This window comes from Dietzia sp. 2505, assembly GCF_040546785.1.
Taxonomy (GTDB): Bacteria; Actinomycetota; Actinomycetes; order Mycobacteriales; family Mycobacteriaceae; genus Dietzia.
In genome coordinates this window covers 275,270-288,531 of record NZ_JBEPON010000002.1, presented here as the reverse complement: position 1 = coordinate 288,531, position 13,262 = coordinate 275,270, and the positions used below count along the sequence as shown (strand labels likewise).

Genomic DNA, 13,262 nt, shown 5'->3' with positions numbered 1-13,262 from the left:
GGTTCGACCCTGAGGGGTGCGGCCAGGGAAGGGGCAGTCGACGGCAATGAGTGTGCTCGATCAGGTGAACGGCCCCTCCGACCTCCGTGCACTCGGACCCGACGAGATGGTCAGGCTCTGCGGTGAGATCAGGGAGTTCCTCATCAGGAAGGTCTCCGCCACCGGCGGGCACCTCGGCCCCAATCTCGGAGTGGTGGAGTTGACGATCGCGCTGCACCGGGTCTTCGACTCCCCACGCGACCCCATCGTCTTCGACACCGGACACCAGTCATACGTCCACAAGATCGTCACCGGTCGGCGCGACCAGTTCGACGGGCTCCGCACCCGCGGCGGACTGTCGGGGTACCCGTGCCGTGCGGAGAGTGACCACGACGTCGTCGAGTCCTCGCACGCCACCTCGTCGCTGTCCTACGCCGACGGTCTCGCCAAGGCGTTCTCCCTGCGCGGGGAGACCGACCGCACCGTCGTGGCCGTGATCGGCGACGGCGCGATGACCGGCGGGATGGCCTGGGAGGCGCTCAACAACATCGCGGCCGGCAAGGACCGGCCCATGGTGATCGTCGTCAACGACAACGGACGGTCGTATTCCCCCACGATCGGAGGCCTGGCCGAACGACTCGGGGTCCTGAGGCTGCAACCCGCCTACGAGAAGGCGATGGATCACACTAAGCGCACCCTGGGCGCGCGCAAGGACATCGTCGGCAAGGCCGTCTACTCGATCCTGCACGGGATCAAGACCGGCCTGAAGGACGTGGTGTCCCCGCAGGAACTGTTCGCCGACCTGGGGCTGAAGTACATGGGGCCGGTCGACGGGCACAACCTCGCCGCCACCGAGGCGGCGCTGCGGCTGGCCAAGGACTTCGGCGGCCCGGTGGTGGTCCACGTGGTCACGCGCAAGGGTATGGGTTACGTCCACGCGGAGAACAACGTCGCCGACCTCATGCACGCGACCGGGGTCATCGACCCCGACACCGGGCGACCGCTCTCGGCGTCGTCCGCGGTCGACTGGACGTCGGTCTTCTCCGACGAACTGTGCGAGATCGGTGCCGAGCGGGACGACGTCGTGGCCATCACCGCGGCCATGGCCGGGCCGACCGGACTGACGGCGTTCGGTGACCGTTTCCCGGACCGCATGTTCGACGTGGGCATCGCCGAGCAGCACGCCGTGGCCTCGGCCGCCGGACTGGCGCTCGGGGGGATGCACCCCGTGGTGGCCGTGTACTCCACCTTCCTCAACCGTGCGTTCGACCAGCTGCTCATGGACGTCGCGCTCCTCGGGCAGCCGGTCACCCTGGTGCTCGACCGATCCGGTGTGACCGGCCCCGACGGCGCCAGCCACAACGGGATGTGGGACCTGTCGTTGACGGGGATCGTCCCCGGTGTCCGGGTGGCCGCACCGCGCGACGCCGAGACCCTGCGCGCGGAACTCCGGGAGGCCGTCGAGGTGACCGACGGGCCCACCGTCGTGCGCTTCCCCAAGGGGTCGGTCGGTGAGCCCGTCCCGGCACTCGCGACCAGTACCGACGGCGTCGACCGGGTGCACGGGTCCGGCGACGCCGACGTCCTGGTGGTGGGCGTCGGGTCGATGGTCGCGCCGTCGTTGGCCGCGGCGCGGGAGCTCGAGACCGCAGGTGTCACGGTCGACGTGGTCGATCCGCGCTGGGTCTATCCGGTCCCGCACTCGATCGTCGACTCCGCCCGGGGTCGTCAGCTAGTGGTGACCGTCGAGGACAACGGGCTCCACGGGGGCGTCGGGTCGGCGGTCTCGGCGAGTCTGGAGCGCGCCGGTGTCAAGGTCGACCGACTCGCCCTGGGTATTCCCCAGGAGTTCCTCGACCACGCCTCCCGCGGTGAGATCCTCGCCGACGCCGGGTTGACCGCGGAGGGTATCGCCCGCGGGATCCGCCAGCGCCTCGGCGACCGGGTCGAGAGCGGCGACCGGGTCGAGAGCTGAGTCCGCTCGCCCTCAGCTGTCCGCCCTGAACTCGTGTACGGCGTCCAGCAACGGGGTCTCCGTCAATTCGATCTGCCAGCGGCGGGCACCCTCGGCCTGCAGGACCCGGTGCAGTAGCGCCGCGTCGTCGGCGGTGTCGGTGGTGGCCGCCCGCCAGGCCCACAGTCGGAGAGTCGACGCCTTGAGCAGCAGGCCCTGTTCGATACCCAGCTCCTCGGCGAGCTCACCGAGCGCCTCGCGCGCGGAGTCCAGGAGCGCCGCGGCCCCCGGGTCGGTCCGCCTCCAGGCGGTGTGCGGGGGGTGCTCCCCGCGCGGCGCCTGGCGGGAGGGCAGGTCGCCACGCCCGAGTTCGGCGGCCCACTCCAGCGCCGCCAGCCACTCGTCCGCCAGGCGCCTGCGGTGCGGGCCGTCGAACCCCTCGATCGCGAGCAGTTCGGTGCGGTTCGCCGGCGCGGTGCGTGCCGCCTCGATGATCGCCGCGTCCGTGAGCAACCTCTTGGGGGCGATGTCGCGCTCCGCGGCCACCCGGTCACGCGCCATCCACAACTCCCGTGCCCGGGCGAGTTGGCGGGCGTCGCGCAGGGAGGTCAGGCGGGCCAGCCTGCGCCAGGGATCCTGGGTGGGGGCGGGCGGGTCGGAGTCGACGAGGTGGCGACACTCGGCCTCGAACCAGTCCCGGCGGCCGAGCTCGTCGAGCCGGGGGAGTACCGCGTCCGCCAGGTCGTGGAGGAAGAGCACGTCGTAGGCGGCGTAGTCGAGCCAGGATGCGGGCAACGGGCGTCGCGACCAGTCCGCCGCCGAGTGGGCCTTGGCCAACCCGATGCCCAGGTGCTCCGAGATCATCGCACCGAGGTTCACCCGTTCCATGCCCAGGAACCGGCCGGCCAGTTCGGTGTCGATGACAGACGTCGGCCTGATCCCGAGTTCACGGAGTGACGGCAGATCCTGGCTCGCGGCATGCAGGAGCAGGGGGCGCCCGGAGAGGACGCCCGCGAGCGGCCCGACCGTCTGGCCCGGCGTCTCGGGGTCCACCAGCAGCGCGGGTCCGCCGGCGGGGCGTAGTTGCAGGAGGAAGGCGCGCTCGGAGTAGCGGATCCCGGACGCGCGCTCGACGTCCACCGCGACCGGTCCGGCCGAGGACTCCACGACGGAGGCGACCGACCCGATGCCGGAGGCGTCGTCCACGAACTCGTACTCGGCCGGGGGCGGCGGCGCCCCGGGCGGGGTCTCTCCGCGTCGTCGGCCGCTCACGCCCGACGATGGAGGGAGGTCACGCCGACCGGCGGGAGTCCGGCGGCCAGGGAGAGCGTCTTGCAGAATGCAGAGGCGTGACCGGTCAGGTTCGACTCGAGGGCGGTCCACGACGCGCGCAACTCGAGCTGGTGGGCCTGGGGCGGTCCGGAGATATCGCCGTAGCGGACCGACGCGGTGCTGGTGACGGTTCCGCCCAGCGACGTGTACGGACCGGCGTCCTCGTCGAGCGCCTCGGTGAGCCAACTCCAGGCGACCTGGGGCAGCAGGGGATCGCCCGCGAGTGAGGCCTCCATGTCGGCCTGGATGTAGGCGACCAGCCGCAGCGTGCCGTTCCACGCGTCGTCCCCGGAGGGGTCGTGGAGGAGGATCAGCCGACCGAACGCGTCCCCGTCGGAGAACTCGGGCACGTCGTCCCCGGTCGGCGGGATGATCTCCACCCCGAGCGCGTGACTGTACGGCGCCAGTCTCTGCGGCGGACGGATCGGGCCGACGGAGATCTCAGGGCGGACCTCGAGCCGGGACAGCGACTCGACCGCTTCCCGGAAGACCTCGGGCTCGCCGTCATTGACCGATGTGCTCACGGGTCGTCACGCTAGCCACCACCCGGCGGCGCCCCGAGGAGGCGCGCCGTCGCCCACCGGGGTGGGGTGGAGCGCCCCGGTGGCGCACTCGTGGGACCATGGGGAGGTGCTGAACTCCGATGTGCCCTCGAATCCCAGGTCCGTTGACACCCAGGGCGCCGGCGGTGCGACCGCGCGCCGGGCCGGGACCGGCCCCTACCTCGACGAAGTCCGAGGCACCGGCGCCGCGCACACGCCGGTGTGGTTCATGCGTCAGGCGGGTCGCTCGCTTCCCGAGTACCGCGAACTCCGCGCCGGGAGCACCATGCTCGAGGCCTGTTTCGACCCCGAGATGACCTGCGAGGTCACCCTGCAGCCGGTCCGCCGTCACGGGGTGGACGCCGCGATCTTCTTCTCCGACATCGTCATCCCGCTGGCGGCGGCGGGTGTGGACATCGACATCGTGCCGGGCACCGGGCCCGTGGTGGCCGCGCCGATCCGCGACGAGGCCGGGGTCGCCGCGCTTCCCGATCTCACCCCGGACCGTCTCGAGAAGATCGGCGAGGCGGTCCGCATGGTGGTGGCGGAGCTCGACCCGCAGGTCGCGCTCATCGGCTTCGCCGGCGCCCCCTTCACCCTGGCTTCCTACCTCATCGAGGGCGGCCCCAGCCGCAACCACGAGCACACCAAGTCACTGATGTACTCCCGTCCCGACGTCTGGCATGCACTGATGTCCAAGTTGGCGGACCTGACCACGGTGTTCCTGCGCGCGCAGATCGACGCCGGCGTGGACGCCGTCCAGTTGTTCGACTCGTGGGCCGGGGCGCTGAGCCTGCGCGACTACCGCTCGATGGTGCTCCCGCACTCCACCGGGATCTTCGCCGACGAGGTGATCTCCACGGTTCCCCGCACCCACTTCGGCGTGGGCACCGGAGAACTGCTCGGGGCGATGGGCGAGGCCGGCCCCGAGGTCGTCGGTGTGGACTGGCGCATCCCGCTCGACGACGCCGCGGTGCGGGCGCCGGGCAAGGTGCTCCAGGGCAACCTCGACCCCGCCATGCTCTTCGCCGACCGTCCGGCGCTCGACTCCGAGGTCCGCAGGATCCTCGACGAGGGGGCGCGGGCACGAGAGCTGGGCGCCCGCGGACACGTGTTCAACCTCGGGCACGGTGTCCTGCCCGCCACCGACCCGGGTGCCGTGACCCACGTGGTCGAGCTGGTCCACGAGTTGACCGGGACTTAAGGGATGCCCCCACGTATCGCCGTGGTCGGTGGCGGTCTCAGCGGACTCACCGCCGCCTACCAGCTCTCCCTCGACCTGCCCGGCGCACGGATCACGGTCCTCGAGGCGTCGGACTCCCTCGGCGGGGCGTTGCACACCGTCGACTTCCCGTCCGGCCCCATGGAGCTGGGGGCCGAGGCATTCATCGGCCGCCGGCCCGAGGCCTCCGAGCTCGTCGCCGAGCTGGGGCTGACCGACACCCTGCGGCACCCCGGACCGCTCGGCCCGGCGATCCTCACCGACGGTCGACTGGTCCCGATGCCGGTCGGCACCCTCATGGGGCTGCCGTCCGACGTGGCCGGCCTGTCGGGTGTCCTGAGCCCCGCGGAGTCGGCCGTCGCCGCCCGTGAGACGGACGCGCCCCTGGAGTGGGAACCCGGCGGAGACGTCTCGCTGGGTCGGCTCGTTGCCGACCGGTTCGGCGAGGCGGTGGTCTCGCGGCTCGTCGATCCCATGCTCGGCGGGGTGTACGCCGCCCCCAGCTCGGGACTCGGCCTTCGGCAGGTCATCCCCGGTCTCGCCGAGGCGCTGGACCGGGGCGCGCCCACGCTGACCGCCGCGATCGGTGAGCTCGTGGGCAACCGGGTGCCGGGGCCCGTCTTCGCCACCCTCGACGGCGGGTACCGGGGGCTCGTGGCCGCGCTGGCCGAGGCCTCGGGTGCCACGGTGCGCTGTCACGCCACCTGCACCGCGATCCATCGCGAGACCTCCGGTTACGCCCTGACGGTCACCGGCGCCCGCGGATCGTGGGTGGAGGACGCGGACCTCGTCGTCGTCGCCGTCCCCGTTCCCCACGCCGCACCGCTCCTGGCCGCCGCCGGTGGGGTCGACGGCGCGGTGTCCGGCCTGTCCGGGATCCGGACCGCCTCGTCCGCCGTGGTGGCGATGGAGGTGGACCGGGGGCTCGACCTGCCCGAACTCTCCGGGGTGTTGGTGGCCACCGACGAGCCGGTCCCGTTCAAGGCGATGACCTTCACCAGTCGCAAATGGCCTCACCTCGACACCCGACCGGGTCACCTGGTGCGGGTGTCGTTCGGTCGGCTCGACGACGACGACGTGCTCACCGCAGACGACATCGCACTGGCCCGGATGGCCGAATCCGCCCTGGCCGGGGTGTGCGGATCCGCACCGACGATCCTGTACTCGCGTGTCCGCCGCTGGGAGGACGCGCTCGCCGAGATCGGTCCGGGACACGCCGACCGGATCGCGGGAGTTCGGGCCGAACTGGCGGACCGGTTGCCCGGGGTCGAGGTGGTCGGAGGTGCGACCGAGGGGGTCGGGGTGCCCGCGTGCATCGGTTCCGCACGGGCCGCGGCCCGGCGCCTGGCCGCAGGGTGGCAGGATTGACCCATGGCACGCCTTGACTACAAGAAGCTCAACTCGACGCTCCGCTACCTGATGTTCTCGGTCTTCACCGTGACGCCCGGGGAGCTGGGGGAGGACCGGGCCGCGGTCACCGCGGACCTGGAGCAGTTCCTCGCCCGGTTCGACGGCACCGACGTGGTGGTCCGCGGACTGTACGACGTGTCGGGGCTCCGCGCCGAGGCCGACTTCATGATCTGGACCCACGCCGAGCACATCGAGGAACTGCAGCGGTTCTACAACGAGTTCCGGCGCACCACCATCCTGGGCCGGGCCAGCACGGCCCACTGGTCCAACACCGCTCTGCACCGCCCCGCGGAGTTCAACAAGAGCCACATCCCGGCGTTCCTCGCCGAGGAGGAGCCGGGCGCGTACATCTCGGTGTACCCCTTCGTCCGCTCCTACGAGTGGTACCTGCTCCCCGACGAGGAGCGTCGCCAGATCCTCGCCGAGCACGGGCGCGCCGCCCGAGAGTATCCGGACGTCCGCGCCAACACCGTGCCGTCGTTCTCGTTGGGCGACTACGAATGGCTCCTGGCCTTCGAGGCCCCGCAGCTGGATCGGATCGTCGACCTGATGCGCGTCATGCGCAGCACCGAGGCGCGGCGTCACGTCCGCGAGGAGGTCCCGTTCTTCACCGGGCCCCGGGTCAGCGCCGAGCAGCTGGCCACCACGATGCCCTGAGGCAGCCCACCGCCGCGGGGATGAGCGAGGGGCCGGCCGGGACGACTGCGTCCCCGCCGGCCCCTCTGCCGTGCGATCAGTCCTCGGCGGGCTCGAGCGTCATGCTCAGAGAGTTGATGCAGTACCGCAGATCGGTGGGGGTGGGGTAGCCCTCGCCGGAGAAGACGTGACCGAGATGTCCGTGGCAGTTCGCACACACCACCTCGGTGCGGGTCATCCCGAGGGTCGTGTCGGTCCGCTCGATGACCGCCCCACCGGCCAGTGGCGTGAAGAACGAGGGCCAGCCGCAGTGGGAGTCGAACTTGGCGTCACTGCGGAACAGCTCGGCCCCGCAGCCGCGGCAGCGGTAGACCCCTTCGGTCTTGGTGTCGGTGTACTCCCCGGTATACGGCCGCTCGGTGCCGGCCCGGCGCAGGACCCGGTACTCCTCGGGGGTCAGCCTGCGGCGCCATTCCGCATCGTCGAGGGTGAAGTCCGGTTGTGGAGTGCTGGAGGGGGTGTCAATGCGCTCACTCATGTCCGCAGGTTACGCCGCCGCGGCGGCCGGTGCGATCCGCTCGTGCCGGCGCGGGTCCGTGCGCCGCCACAGCAGGATCACCAACACCGTGCCCAGCAGCAACAGCCATCCGAGCGTGGGATGGGCGAATTCCAGCAGGCGCCCGTAGTACGGCCACCGGGCCGACTCCCAGAAGTCCAGGGTGAAGAACCCGTACGCCGCCAGCCAGGCGGGCCAGTTGCGCACGAAGGACTTGTCCAGGACCACGGTGAGCATGATCGGGATGAGCATCATCGAGTAGTACATCTGCCCGAGGCTGGAGACCAGGAACACACCGGACAGGATGACACCGGAGGTGGTGGCCAACCACAGCACCTCGTGGTTGTGCCGGTAGTCCAGCAGGAGCCACACGGCCACCAGGGTGGCCACGACGACGAGGATCCGGGACACCAGGATGAGTGGTTCGGGGACGCCGTAATACAGGCCGAGGCCGGCGATGGAGCTGTTGTAGTAGTCGCGGACCTCGCTCATGTAGGGCGCGGTCACCTCGAGGTACCGCGCGGCGTCCACGGTGAGCGCCCAGCCCGCGGCCATGGCGGCGGCGGGGATCGCCACGGCGGCGACGAAGGGTTGCCACTGTCGGCGGATCAACGGGAGGACCAGTAGCGGGGCGAGCATCGGTTTGATCGCCAGGGACAGGCCCATGGCCACCCCGGCCCACCAGAGTCGCCTGCGGTGGAGGAGGTACAGGAATGCCACCTGGCACAGGAAGATCACACCGTTGACGTTGGTGAAGACCAGGGTGTTGGTGACCGCCTCGGTACAGAAGGCCCCCAGGAGGATCGCCGGGGCCGCGAACGACCGCACGTCGAGGTCGAACAATCTCATGAGCAGCCACAGGGCGCCGATGATCGCCGCGGTGTTGACGAGGATGAACAACCACCGCGCGACGGTGTAGTTGTCGATGACTCCGAAGGGGGCCAGCAGGAAGGTGCCGCTCGGGGCGTAGAGGTAGTGCGGCTGCACCGTGAGCAGATTCTCGCTGTACACGGGCTCGCCGGCGAGGAAGCGCCTGGTCGCCGCGTAGACGGTCCCGAAGTCGTTGGTGATCGACCCGTTGACGGCCTTGATCAGCACGCGATGGATCACGGTCATGATCGCCAGCGGCCACAGGATGTGGTTCAGCAGGCGGGGCACGGAGTCAGTGCTTCGGGTCGGCAATGGCACGGTGTGCAGGGTACCGGCCCGGGTCGCGTCCCCCACGCAGGCGCCCCGGTCAGGAGGGACAGGCCACGGATCGTTCGACGGTGGCCGGGTCGGCCAGGAACTCCGCGACGGTGGATCTGGCGCACGCGGAGTGGAGGACCACCCGCGATCCGGGTGCACCCCAGGTGAGGACGCGGATGTCCCCGGCCCCGGCGGCCGACAGCATCCCCGCAGTGGGTTCCAGCGCGGCGGCACCGGCGACGGGGTCCGCGATCCCACCCAGCAGGAGCACGGGAGCGGCGCCCGGCAACTCGAGGGGGGTCTGTACCGGGACGGGCCAGGTCGAACACGCGGACAGTTGGGCGGCGAGGATCTCCCCGAAGGGTGCGTTGTCCGTCCATTCGGCGGCGAGTTCCGGTACGCGGTTCACCGGCACCCGCCGGGGAAGGTCGGAGCACCCCGCGACGTAGGGCAGTGACGAGCTCGTCAACGCCTCCGCCCGGGCACGCACCGGGGATCCGAGGGAGTCCGTGCCCGGGCGCGCAGCCGCGATGTCGCCGAGGATCACGTCCCCCTCGGACGCCTCGGATGCGGACGCACCGGACAGGTCGGCGAGTGCGGAGCGGATGACGTCGGACAGGAGCGCGGCCGGCACGCGGGCACCCGGGTCCCGGGCCGCGTCGAGGGCGCGGGAGACCGCCTCGACCCTCTCGTCAGCGCCGCCCGGCCCGCACTCGGCACGGCTACAGGACGCGGCCCACAGACGCAGCGCGGCATCGGAACCGTCGAGCGCGGACCGCGCCGAGGACTCCTGGTCTCCGTCCCACGGTGCGGGGGAGTCCAGGACCAACAACGACACCCGGCCGGGGTGCGTCCCGGCGTACTCCAGTGCGGTACGTGCGCCCACCCCCACCGCGAGAACCGCGAGCCCCGGCACCTCCCACGACTGCCGGAGCACCTCGAGATCCTCCGCGGCGCCGGCGGCGCCGAAGTCGAGTTCCCGACCGGCCAGCTGGTCCGTGCAGGACTGGGCGGTCTGGGCGAGGTCGCCGCGGAGTTCCGGTGAGCCGGGGTCCGCGCCCCTCTCGGCGAGTCCGTCCAGGGTGCGACGAGCCGCGGGGGTCAGGCAGGTGCCGGCGGGTCCGGTCCGCCCCTTGTGGTCCACGATCACGACCGGATGCGACCCCGTGATCTCGGATCCGGCCGAGGCGAACCGGATGGCGAGCTCGTCTGCGGGACTGTCGGGACCGGCCACCACGACGAGGGGAGCCGAGTCGCCCGGTGTGTCCGCGGTGGTGAGCCGGAGGACCGGTGTCTCCCCGAGCAGGCCGCACTCGACCCGGGCGTCCTGCGGAAGACCGCGGGTCCCACCGTCCGCGCAGGGGATCCAGTCGAGCTCGGACCGCGGCGCGACCCAGTCGGGAAGTTCCGGGACGTCGCCCTGCGCGCCGGGTCCGGGCGAGCCACCGGGACCGTCGCCCGTGGCGAGCCGCGGTCCGGTGGCGGGCAGGGGCGCGCATCCGGCAACCGCCACGGCCAGAGCCGCGGCGACGGCCGCGAGCACGGTTCCGGCGGTCCGGGCGGGTCGTGCCGGGGTCAACGGAGGCCCTCGCCGACCGCCCAGCGGGTGTACAGACCCCCGCGCGGGCAGGTGAACGCCGAGACCACCCGCATGGGAACCCGGGTGCTGCCGGGGCCGGGGGCGAGGGTGGAGTCGTCACCTCCGACGATGAGCTCCGGCGCCACCGAGAGGACGAGATCGTCCACAGCCCCCTCCGAGAGCAGTGTCCCGAGGAGGCGTGGGCCGCCCTCGAAGTCCACCTCGCGGGCGTGGAGGCGGGACGCCAGCGCGCGCACCGCGGCGCCGGTCGGACCCGGGTCGAGTACGTGTACGGTCACGCCCCGCGCCCGCGCGGCCTCGATGCGCCGACGGCTCACCTCGTGTGCAGCGGCGATCCGGACCCGGTCGTCGGTGTCGGCGCAGAGGTCGATGAGTTGGTCGGGTAGCGACCTGGTGAGGACCAGGACGGGGGGCGGGGGTCCGCTGCGCCGGTCCGCCCAGACCGGGCTCACCTCGGCGGGGCCGTAGTGCTCGGCCAACGCCGTCCCGGACCCCACCAGGACGAGGTCGGCGCGGGCACGCATGGCGTCATAGACCAGGCGGTCGGTGGGCGTGCCCAGGCCCCCGCTCCGGCCGTCGACGGTGGTGGTCCCGTCGATGGAGGAGATCATGACGGCACGGATCACCAGCCCTCCGGAGGGCTGGTCCGGCTGGAGGGCGGCCCAGATCGCGTGGAGCGAAGCCGGGCCGTCGTCGAGCGCGGGGGGTCGGGTCGACAGCACCTGGGGCTCCTTCCGTTCTGACGCCTGTCGCCCCACGATAGGCTCATCGCATGGTCTCTCGCCTCGTTGACGTCACCCCGGTGGTCCCCGCCGACCAACTCGTGGCACAGATGGTCCCGCCGTCGATGTTCGATGACGTGAGTTTCGATTCCTACATCCCGGACCCCGCCGAGCCCTCCCAGGCCGCCGCGGTCAAGGCGTGTCGGGAGTTCGCCGAGGGCGTCGTGACCCGTCGTTCGCCCAAGAAGGGACTGTTCGGGCGTCGACCCAAGTCGGTGGAGGGGGCGGGCATCTATCTCGACGGCGGATTCGGTGTGGGCAAGACCCACCTGTTGACCTCGATCTACCACACCTGTCCCGAGCCCAAGGCGTTCGGCACGTTCGTCGAACTGACCCACGTGGTGGGTGCCCTCGGCTTCAACCGTGCGGTCGAGGAGCTGTCCGGACACTCGGTCCTGTGTATCGACGAGTTCGAGCTGGACGACCCGGGCGACACCATGCTGGTGTCCCGGCTCCTCGCGGAGCTCACCACGGCGGGCGTCAGCGTGGCCGCCACCTCCAACACCCTTCCCGAACAGCTCGGTGAGGGGCGGTTCGCGGCCAAGGATTTCATGCGCGAGATCCGCAAGATGTCGGGGATCTTCGAGTCGATCCGGGTCGACGGTCCCGACTACCGTCACCGGAATCTCCCTCCGGCGCCGGACCCGATGTCTGAGGCGGAGCTCGAGGCGGACGCCGGCGCGGACCCCGGGGCGACGCTGGACGACTTCGACGCGCTGTGTGGACACCTGGCCACCCTCCACCCGTCCAAGTACAACCGGCTCGTCGACGGGGTGACCAGGGTGTGCCTGCGCGACGTCGCACCGTTGCCCGACCAGGCCATCGCCCTGCGCCTGGTCGTCCTGGCGGACCGCCTGTACGACGCCGGGATCCCCGTCCGTAACTCGGGGGAGAAGCTGGACGCGATCTTCACCGAGGAGATGATCGCCGGCGGCTACCGCAAGAAATATCTTCGGGCCACGTCCCGCCTCCTCGCGCTCTCACGGTTCGAGAAGGTCGGCGGCTGAACGCTCAGCTCGGACGGTTGGACGCTCAGCCCGGACCCGCGGCCGTCCCGCTGAGCGCCCTCTCGTACACGACGTCGGTGTTGGATACGCCACCCACGTCGAACGTGCGGGTTCCCCGTTCGACGAACCCCTGCCTGGCGTAGAACCGCCGCGCCCTGATGTTGGCCACGTTGGTGGCGAGCCACAGACCGCGCACACCCCTGCCGACGCACCTCCGGACGACGTCGTCGAGCACCAGGGCCGCGAAGCCCGAACCGTGGTGGCCGGGGTCGACGTACAACTTGCTGATCCCGACGGTGGGTCGGTGGAGGATCTGATCGGCGCAGGTCGGGTCCATCTCGATCCCGTCCACGAGGAGGGCGTATCCGACGAGTCGCCCATCCGGCGTCCTGGCCGCGAGGAGGTCGTGCCCGGGGGTGTCCAGATGGACCCTCAGTGCCCCGGCGGAGAGGTGTCGGTCGATGAAGGCGTCGATCGAGGCCCGTGGGAGATCCGGGGGACACGCCAGCGGGAACGTGCGGGCCGCCAGCTCGGCTATCGGGCCGAGATCGGCCGCGACGGCCGGGTCGACTGTGGGTCCGAGGCTGGCGATCACCCCGTGAGACTAGCGGGGCGCGGGGATCAGGAATGCAGGTGCAGGTTCTCGGTCCCACCCACCCCGGACACCACCAGCCGTTCCGAATCGTCCCCGCCTCCGAGGACCATCGTGACCTCGTAGGTGTCCGTGGCCGTGCGGCGCAGATCGACCAGGATGCCTGTGGTGTGGCGGAGGTCGACGACCCGCCCCCGGACGTCCTCCAGAGCTATCGAGTCGACCGTCGTCGTGTGTGGAAGCCTGTGCGCGGTGGACATACTCTGATGATGAGTGATCCTCATCACGCGGCGAGCACAGTGCGGTACCGAACGGGGAGCGATACCGGCGAAATGCACGACGCCCCGGCGGTCAGCCGGGGCGTGTGTCGTGGTGCGCGATACTGGGATTGAACCAGTGACCTCTTCCGTGTCAGGGAAGCGCTCTCCCGCTGAGCTAATCGCGCGGGATTCACCGACCGGA

13 protein-coding genes and 1 tRNA gene are annotated in these 13,262 nt (G+C 71.2%); 5 read left to right on the top strand and 9 right to left on the bottom strand.

Annotation, left to right across the window (positions count from 1 at the left end; all coding sequences use genetic code 11):
• Nucleotides 1-46 precede the first annotated feature (46 nt).
• Nucleotides 47-1,954 (top strand): 1-deoxy-D-xylulose-5-phosphate synthase, encoded by a 1,908-nt coding sequence (dxs, locus tag ABIE38_RS05050; RefSeq protein ID WP_354054311.1) that lies wholly within the window; start codon nucleotides 47-49, stop codon nucleotides 1,952-1,954.
• A 12-nt stretch (nucleotides 1,955-1,966) separates the two neighbouring features.
• On the opposite strand, the gene ABIE38_RS05045 is transcribed toward dxs, so the two are convergent.
• Together ABIE38_RS05045 and ABIE38_RS05040 are read right to left on the bottom strand one after the other, a co-directional pair.
• On the bottom strand, nucleotides 1,967-3,205 hold the full coding sequence (locus tag ABIE38_RS05045; protein ID WP_354054310.1) for an HRDC domain-containing protein: 1,239 nt from the start codon (nucleotides 3,203-3,205) through the stop codon (nucleotides 1,967-1,969).
• Complete coding sequence (locus ABIE38_RS05040; protein WP_179525398.1) at nucleotides 3,202-3,789, bottom strand: DUF3000 domain-containing protein; 588 nt, start codon at nucleotides 3,787-3,789, stop codon at nucleotides 3,202-3,204. The genes ABIE38_RS05045 and ABIE38_RS05040 overlap by 4 nt, the downstream gene beginning before the upstream one ends.
• A gap of 106 nt (nucleotides 3,790-3,895) precedes the next feature.
• On the opposite strand from ABIE38_RS05040, the gene hemE reads away from it, so the two are divergent.
• The 3 genes from hemE to hemQ are packed head-to-tail and all read left to right on the top strand — an operon-like array spanning nucleotide 3,896 to nucleotide 7,096.
• Nucleotides 3,896-5,011, top strand: a complete 1,116-nt coding sequence (gene hemE / locus ABIE38_RS05035; RefSeq protein WP_354054309.1) for a uroporphyrinogen decarboxylase — start codon at nucleotides 3,896-3,898, stop codon at nucleotides 5,009-5,011.
• Nucleotides 5,012-5,014: 3 nt separating this feature from the next.
• Nucleotides 5,015-6,397 carry a protoporphyrinogen oxidase gene (gene hemG / locus ABIE38_RS05030; protein ID WP_354054308.1) on the top strand — a complete coding sequence of 461 codons (1,383 nt, stop codon included), beginning with the start codon at nucleotides 5,015-5,017 and terminating at the stop codon, nucleotides 6,395-6,397.
• A gap of 3 nt (nucleotides 6,398-6,400) precedes the next feature.
• Nucleotides 6,401-7,096, top strand: a complete 696-nt coding sequence (hemQ, locus tag ABIE38_RS05025) for a hydrogen peroxide-dependent heme synthase (RefSeq protein ID WP_354054307.1) — start codon at nucleotides 6,401-6,403, stop codon at nucleotides 7,094-7,096.
• A gap of 76 nt (nucleotides 7,097-7,172) precedes the next feature.
• Here hemQ and msrB read toward each other — a convergent pair whose 3' ends face one another.
• The 4 genes from msrB to ABIE38_RS05005 are packed head-to-tail and all read right to left on the bottom strand — an operon-like array spanning nucleotide 7,173 to nucleotide 11,141.
• Nucleotides 7,173-7,613: a peptide-methionine (R)-S-oxide reductase MsrB gene (msrB, locus tag ABIE38_RS05020; protein WP_354054306.1), complete on the bottom strand. Its 441-nt coding sequence runs from the start codon at nucleotides 7,611-7,613 to the stop codon at nucleotides 7,173-7,175.
• Nucleotides 7,614-7,622: 9 nt separating this feature from the next.
• Nucleotides 7,623-8,819 (bottom strand): glycosyltransferase family 87 protein, encoded by a 1,197-nt coding sequence (locus ABIE38_RS05015; protein ID WP_354054305.1) that lies wholly within the window; start codon nucleotides 8,817-8,819, stop codon nucleotides 7,623-7,625.
• 49 nt (nucleotides 8,820-8,868) lie between these two features.
• The gene (locus tag ABIE38_RS05010) at nucleotides 8,869-10,398 is read right to left on the bottom strand and encodes an alpha/beta hydrolase (protein WP_354054304.1); all 1,530 of its coding nucleotides are present in this window, start codon (nucleotides 10,396-10,398) and stop codon (nucleotides 8,869-8,871) included.
• The gene (locus ABIE38_RS05005) at nucleotides 10,395-11,141 is read right to left on the bottom strand and encodes a dihydrofolate reductase family protein (protein WP_354054303.1); all 747 of its coding nucleotides are present in this window, start codon (nucleotides 11,139-11,141) and stop codon (nucleotides 10,395-10,397) included. Before ABIE38_RS05005 ends, ABIE38_RS05010 begins: the two co-directional genes overlap by 4 nt.
• Before the next feature lie 50 nt (nucleotides 11,142-11,191).
• On the opposite strand from ABIE38_RS05005, the gene zapE reads away from it, so the two are divergent.
• Nucleotides 11,192-12,208: a cell division protein ZapE gene (zapE, locus tag ABIE38_RS05000; RefSeq protein WP_354054302.1), complete on the top strand. Its 1,017-nt coding sequence runs from the start codon at nucleotides 11,192-11,194 to the stop codon at nucleotides 12,206-12,208.
• A 25-nt stretch (nucleotides 12,209-12,233) separates the two neighbouring features.
• Here the strand turns inward: zapE and ABIE38_RS04995 are convergent, their stop codons facing one another.
• The 3 genes from ABIE38_RS04995 to ABIE38_RS04985 all read right to left on the bottom strand — a co-directional run bounded on the left by ABIE38_RS04995 (nucleotide 12,234) and on the right by ABIE38_RS04985 (nucleotide 13,245).
• Nucleotides 12,234-12,803 (bottom strand): GNAT family N-acetyltransferase, encoded by a 570-nt coding sequence (locus tag ABIE38_RS04995; RefSeq protein WP_354054301.1) that lies wholly within the window; start codon nucleotides 12,801-12,803, stop codon nucleotides 12,234-12,236.
• A gap of 26 nt (nucleotides 12,804-12,829) precedes the next feature.
• Entirely contained in the window at nucleotides 12,830-13,060 is a 231-nt protein-coding gene (locus ABIE38_RS04990) for a hypothetical protein (protein ID WP_354054300.1), read from the bottom strand.
• A 110-nt stretch (nucleotides 13,061-13,170) separates the two neighbouring features.
• Nucleotides 13,171-13,245 (bottom strand) — tRNA-Val (locus ABIE38_RS04985).
• Nucleotides 13,246-13,262 lie beyond the last annotated feature (17 nt).

Bases quoted from the DNA above. Each gene is read 5' to 3' on its own strand.
- dxs (WP_354054311.1), top strand. From the start codon at position 47: ATGAGTGTGCTCGATCAGGTGAACGGCCCCTCCGACCTCCGTGCACTC.
- hemG (WP_354054308.1), top strand. From the start codon at position 5,015: ATGCCCCCACGTATCGCCGTGGTCGGTGGCGGTCTCAGCGGACTCACC.
- hemQ (WP_354054307.1), top strand. From the start codon at position 6,401: ATGGCACGCCTTGACTACAAGAAGCTCAACTCGACGCTCCGCTACCTG.
- msrB (WP_354054306.1), bottom strand. From the start codon at position 7,613: ATGAGTGAGCGCATTGACACCCCCTCCAGCACTCCACAACCGGACTTC.
- zapE (WP_354054302.1), top strand. From the start codon at position 11,192: ATGGTCTCTCGCCTCGTTGACGTCACCCCGGTGGTCCCCGCCGACCAA.
- ABIE38_RS04990 (WP_354054300.1), bottom strand. From the start codon at position 13,060: ATGTCCACCGCGCACAGGCTTCCACACACGACGACGGTCGACTCGATA.